A 6,000-nucleotide genomic window follows, 5' to 3' on the forward strand; every position below is an offset into this window, starting at 1 on the left:
AACCTCGGACATGCTCTTCCGGATCCGCTCCATCGACCGGCCCCGCGCCGAGGAGGTCCCATGACGACGGTCCCCGAGAGCACCGAGACGCCGGCGGCGAGCGCCGAGGTCGAGGAGCGCGACATCTCTCTCGAGCACGTCCACAAGCGCTACGGCGACCAGGTCGTGATCGGCGACCTTTCCCTCGTGATCGAGCAGGGGAGGTTCTACGCGCTGCTCGGACCGTCGGGCTGCGGCAAGACGACGACGCTGCGAATGATCGGCGGCTTCGAGCTGCCGACCAGCGGCTCGGTCTCGCTCGCCGGGCGGGACGTCACGCAGCTGCCGCCGCACAAGCGCGAGGTCAACACCGTCTTCCAGTCCTACGCGCTGTTCCCGCACCTCACGGTCGAGAAGAACATCGCGTTCGGGCTCGAGCGCCGCAAGGTGAGCAAGCACGAGACGAAGCAGCGCGTCGCCGAGATGCTCGAGACCGTCCAGCTCTCGCACCTCGCCAAACGCAAGCCCGGCCAGCTCTCCGGCGGCCAGGCGCAGCGCGTCGCGCTCGCCCGCGCGCTGGTCAACAAGCCGCGCGCGCTGCTCCTCGACGAGCCGCTCGGCGCCCTGGACCTGCGCCTGCGCCGCCAGCTGCAGGACCAGCTCAAGCAGATCCAGCGCGACATCGGCATCACCTTCGTGCACGTCACGCACGACCAGGAGGAGGCCATGTCGATGGCCGACACCATCGCGGTGATGAACGGCGGGGCGATCGAGCAGGCCGGCTCGGCAGAGGACCTCTACGAGCGCCCCGAGACGTCGTTCGTCGCGAACTTCCTCGGCACCTCGAACCTCATCGACGTCACGCCGAAGGCGGGGGGCACGGGCGCCGACGGGTTCAGCATCGGCATCACCCTCGACGGCGAGCCCGTCCGCTACCTCACCCATCGCGCCGAGGGCTACGCCGGCGCGATCCGGATCGGGGTCCGGCCCGAGAAGGTCCGCCTGTACGCCATGGACCAGACCCCCGGCGACGCCGAGAACGTCATCCGCGGCAAGGTCGTGCAGTCGACCTTCCTCGGCGTGACGCTGCAGTACCTCGTCCGCACGCCCGGCGGGCTGGAGCTCAACGTCATCGAGCCGAACCTCGTCGGCAACTCCAAGGGCACGTTCGGCGCCGGCCAGGACGTGCAGGTCGCGTGGGACGCCGAGCAGACCTTCGTCGTGGAAGGCGAGCCCGCCGGTGCGTGAGGACGACGCCCGCGCGCAGAGCGCGCTGGAGCGGGCGCTCGACGAGCAGGTCCTCAGCGGTCGGTCCTCCCGCCGCCGCTTCGTCGGCCGCACCGCGGGCGCCGCGCTGATGGCCGGCGGCCTCGCGTCGGTGCTCTCCGCCTGCGGGATCTCGGGCACCGCGCAGGAGAACGTCGCCGAGCTCGAGAAGGCCGCCGCGACCGTCCGTCACCCGAAGGTCCCGATCGGCGACTGGACGTTCTCCAACTGGCCGCTCTACATGGACAAGAGCGTGCTGAAGACCTTCGACAAGCGCTACGGCGGCAAGGTCAAGTACGTCGAGGACATCAACGACAACAACGACTTCTTCGGCAAGGTCCGCCAGCAGCTGACGCAGGACCAGCCGATCGGCCGCGACATCGTCGTGCTCACCGACCCGATGGCCGCCCGCTGGGTGCGCTCCGGGTTCGTCACGCCGTTCGACCCGCGCAACGTCCCCAACCGCAAGAACCTCGTCGAGAACCTGCGGACGATCAAGTACGACCCCAAGCGCCAGTTCACGCTGCCGTTCCAGTCCGGGGCGATCGGCATCGGCTACGACATCAAGGCGACCGGGCGCGAGCTGAAGAGCATCAAGGAGTTCTTCAACCCCGAGTTCAAGGGCAAGTGCACGATGCTCTCGGAGCCCTACGACTCCGCCTCGAGCGTCCTGATCATGCAGGGCAAGGACCCCGCGACCGCGTCGATCGACGACATGCTCGGCGCCATCGACTTCATCGAGAAGGCGGCCGGCAAGGGCCAGTTCCGGCGCTTCACCGGCAACGACTACACGACCGACCTCACGAAGGGCAACGTCGAGCTCGTGCTCGCCTACTCGGGCGACATGGTCCAGCTGCAGGCCGACAACCCGAACCTGCGCTTCGCGTACCCGGAGGAGGGCGCGGTGACCTTCACCGACAACCTGATGCTGCCGGCCAACGTCGCGCACCCGTACGCCGCGGAGACGATGTTCAACTTCCTCTACGAGCCGGACATCGCCGCCAAGCTCTGCGCCTACATCAACTACATCAGCCCGGTCGAGGGCATCCGGCCGATCCTCGAGAAGAGCGATCCCGACATCGCGTCCAACGAGCTGATCTTCCCGACGGACGAGATCCGGGGGCGGCTGAAGGTCTACCCGTCGCTCTCCACCCGCGAGGAGCAGCAGATGTACGAAGCCATGTCGAAGGTCACGGGGGCCTGATCGTGTCGCTCTCCCGCCGCCGCAAGCTCCTGCCCTGGTGGTTCGCGCTGCCAGGTCTGCTCTGGCTCGCCGTCTTCTTCGCGATCCCGATTCTCAACCAGGTCAGCGTGTCGCTGATGAGCGGCGATCCCGAGGTCGGCTTCAAGCTCACGTGGAGCTTCTCGACCTACTGGGACGCGATCCGCGACTACCACGCGCAGTTCACGCGCTCGATCGGCTACGCGGGCGCCGCGACGATCATCGACCTGATCATCGCCTTCCCGCTGGCGTACTTCATCGCCTACAAGGCCGGGCGCTTCAAGGGCCTCTGGCTGCTGCTCGTGATCCTGCCGTTCTTCGTCTCGCAGGTCATGCGCACCGCGTCGTGGCAGCTGATCCTCAACGACGACGGGTGGCTCGTGGCCCGCATGCAGGACGTCGGCATCGTCTCCGGCGACGGCCGCTTCCTCGCCACCGGCAAGGCCGTGATCTTCGGCATCTCGTACAACTTCCTGCCGTTCATGGTCCTGCCGCTCTACGCGACGCTGGACCGCATCGACCGGCGGTTGATCGAGGCCGCGTCGGACCTCTACTGCAGCCGCTGGGTCGCGTTCCGCAAGGTGACGGTGCCGCTCGCGGTGCCGGGCATCTTCGCCGGCTCGCTGCTCGTGTTCATCCCCGCGTGCGGCGACTACATCAACTCGTCGATCCTGGGCTCCTCGAACACGACGATGATCGGCAACGTCATCCAGTCGAAGTTCCTCAACGTGCTCGACTACCCGACGGCGGCCGCGCTCTCGTTCCTGTTGATGGGCGTGATCCTCATCGGCATCGCCATATACGGACGCGTGCTCGGCACCAAGAACCTGACGGAACTGGCGGGCTGAGCGATGGCGACGACGCAGGCCCTCCCGTCCGAGCCCGTCTCGGCCCCCACCGCGGCGCCCCCGGGCCCGCGCAACGACCGCGAGCAGGGTCGCGGCCGCAAGTGGCTCCTCGGCGTCTGGTCGACGCTGGCGATCCTCTTCCTGGTCGCGCCGATCCTGTTCATGATCGTCTTCTCGTTCAACGACAACAAGGGACGCTTCAACTTCGAGTGGAAGGGCTTCACGCTCAAGCACTGGGCCCATCCGTTCGCGGACCCGGACCTCGCCAAGGCGCTCGAGAACTCCCTCCTGATCGCCGTCTTGGCGACGACGATCGCGACGATGATGGGCACGCTGCTCGCGGTCGCGCTGGTGCGCCACCGCTTCCGGGGCCGCGCCGCCGCCGACTTCTTCGTCTTCCTGCCGATGGCCTCGCCCGAGGTCGTCATGGGCGCCTCGCTGCTGGCGATGTTCCTCGTGCTCGGTATCGGCACGGGCTTCGGCACGATCCTCGTCGCGCACATCATGTTCTCGATCTCCTACGTCGTCGTGACCGTGAAGTCGCGGCTGGAAGGGATGGACCCGCACGTCGAGGAGGCCGCCAAGGACCTCGGCGCGGGGGAGGTCACGACGTTCTTCCGCGTGACCCTGCCGATGATCGCCCCGGGCGTCGCCGCGGCGGCCGTGCTGGCCTTCGCGCTGTCGATCGACGACTACATCGTCACGAGCTTCAACGCCGGCCAGACGCAGACGTTCCCGCTGTTCATCTTCGGCGCCACCCGCCAGGGCGTCCCGCCGCAGGTGAACGTGCTCTCGACGATGTTGCTGATCCTCGTCCTCGGGCTGATGCTCGTGAACGTCCTGGTGCAGAAGCGCCTCGCGGTCCGCGACAAGGCGCGGCGGGGGGCGTAGTACCCCCGTTCGTCCGGGCGTCCCACTGCCGCGCGGCCCGTCGGACAGACCGAAAGCCCTGCGTTTGGCCCGGGTGGACACCACCGTCCATCCGGGCGAACGCCGTGCCGCGGACCTCGTACATCGGGAGTCCCTGCGGCCGGCGGGCCGCCGTGATGCTCCGGGTGTGACCGACCGACCGCCCCGCATCGTCGCTCTCGGAGGAGGCGGATTCTCCATGGAGCCGAAGAACCCGCTGATGGACGACTACGTGCTGGAGTTGTCCGGCGCGGAGCGGCCGCGCATCTGCTTCCTGCCGACGGCGTCGGGGGACGCGGACCACTACGTCGTCCGCTTCTACCGCCGCTTCGGCGCGGGCCGCAGCGAGCCGTCGCACGTGTCGCTCTTCCGGCGCGACACGAGCGCCGGGTCCGTCGAGGGGAACCTCGAGTCGCACCTGCTCTCGCAGGACGTCATCTACGTCGGCGGCGGCTCGCTGAAGAGCCTGCTGGGCGCCTGGCGCGCCCACGGCCTCGACCGCACCCTGCGGCGCGCCTGGAAGAAGGGCGTCGTGCTCTGCGGCCTGTCCGCCGGGTCGCTCTGCTGGTTCCAGGACTCGGTGACCGCGTTCCACGGTCCGAGCGAGCGGGTCAAGGGCCTCGGCCTCCTGCCGTACAGCAACTGCGTGCACTACGACGGCGAGCCCGAGCGCCGCGCCGCGTACCGCGAGATGGTCGGCGGCGGGCTCCGCGCCGGCTACGGGGTCGAGGACGGCGCCGCGCTGAGCTTCGTCGGCACCGAGCTCTCGGAGGTCGTCACGTCGAGGCCCGACGCGACCGCCTACGACGTCGCCGTCGGCGCCCACGGCCAGGTGCACGAGCGTCGCCTGCAGGCCCGCTACCTCGGCGAGACCGGGGTCGGGTCCCGGGAGCGCGTGGACGAACCCTCGCAACTGCGGGCGGCCCCGGACCCCGCGCCGGCCGCCGCCGACGTGCTGGCCCCCCGCTCGACCGTGGACGGGGCCGTGGCCGCGTGACCGCCGCGCCGGTCTTCTGCATGGGGGGTGGGGGCTTCACCATGGAGCCCGGGCGCCCCGAGCTGGACGCCTACATCCTGTCCCTGGCCCCCGTCACGCGGCCGCGGATCCTCTTCCTGCCGACGGCGAGCGGCGACCCGCAGGACCAGATCCTGCGCTTCGGCCGCGTCTTCGGCTCGTGGCCCTGCCGGCCGCGGATCCTCTCGCTGTTCCACCTCGACGAGCTCGAGGAGCCGCTCGAGCACCTGATCCTGAGCCAGGACATCGTCTACGTCGGCGGCGGCTCGATGCGCAACCTGCTCGCGCTCTGGCGCGCGCACAACGTCGCCGAGCTCCTGCTCGAGGCCAACCGCCGCGGCACCGTCCTCGCCGGCCTGTCCGCCGGCGCGATGTGCTGGATGCAAGGCGGCGTCTCGAAGTCCTCCGGCAAGCCCGAGCCGATCGACGGCCTCGGCCTGATCCCGGGCTCCCTCAGCGTCCACGCGCGCCAGCAGCCGGAACGCGGCGTCGTCTACCGCGAGGCCGTGCGCTCCGGGCGCCTGCCCGACGGCTGGACGGCCGACGACTTCGCGGGCCTGCTCTTCGTCGACGGCCAGCTGGAGGAGGCCGTCGCGTGCCGCCCCGACGCCGACGTCATCCAGATCCAGCGCCGCCGCGACGGCCGCCTGGTCGAGACCCCGGTGCCGGCCGCCCGCGGGCTCTCGCTGCCGTTCTTCCCCGAGATGACGCAGGAGCAGGTCGCCCGCGTCGTCGAGGACCTCACCGTGGTCCTCGCGCCC

Annotated in this window: 6 protein-coding genes; all 6 read left to right on the plus strand. The window is 69.7% G+C overall.

Annotated features, from left to right (window positions below):
- Positions 1-60: 60 nt before the first annotated feature.
- Complete coding sequence (locus AB0L40_RS14975; RefSeq protein ID WP_364355789.1) at positions 61-1,227, plus strand: ABC transporter ATP-binding protein; 1,167 nt, start codon at positions 61-63, stop codon at positions 1,225-1,227.
- Positions 1,220-2,449 carry a spermidine/putrescine ABC transporter substrate-binding protein gene (locus AB0L40_RS14980; RefSeq protein ID WP_364355792.1) on the plus strand — a complete coding sequence of 410 codons (1,230 nt, stop codon included), beginning with the start codon at positions 1,220-1,222 and terminating at the stop codon, positions 2,447-2,449. The genes AB0L40_RS14975 and AB0L40_RS14980 overlap by 8 nt, the downstream gene beginning before the upstream one ends.
- 2 nt (positions 2,450-2,451) lie before the next feature.
- Positions 2,452-3,315 carry an ABC transporter permease gene (locus AB0L40_RS14985; protein ID WP_364355795.1) on the plus strand — a complete coding sequence of 288 codons (864 nt, stop codon included), beginning with the start codon at positions 2,452-2,454 and terminating at the stop codon, positions 3,313-3,315.
- 3 nt (positions 3,316-3,318) lie between these two features.
- Positions 3,319-4,206 (plus strand): ABC transporter permease, encoded by an 888-nt coding sequence (locus AB0L40_RS14990; RefSeq protein ID WP_364355798.1) that lies wholly within the window; start codon positions 3,319-3,321, stop codon positions 4,204-4,206.
- A 166-nt stretch (positions 4,207-4,372) separates the two neighbouring features.
- Entirely contained in the window at positions 4,373-5,221 is an 849-nt protein-coding gene (locus AB0L40_RS14995; protein ID WP_364355801.1) for a peptidase E, read from the plus strand.
- Positions 5,218-6,000 (plus strand): Type 1 glutamine amidotransferase-like domain-containing protein (locus AB0L40_RS15000; RefSeq protein ID WP_364355804.1); only part of this gene is annotated, 783 nt, incomplete at its 3' end. The genes AB0L40_RS14995 and AB0L40_RS15000, both read left to right, overlap by 4 nt.

The sequence above is a fragment of the Patulibacter sp. NPDC049589 genome (assembly GCF_040675535.1).
Taxonomy (GTDB): domain Bacteria; phylum Actinomycetota; class Thermoleophilia; order Solirubrobacterales; family Solirubrobacteraceae; genus Patulibacter.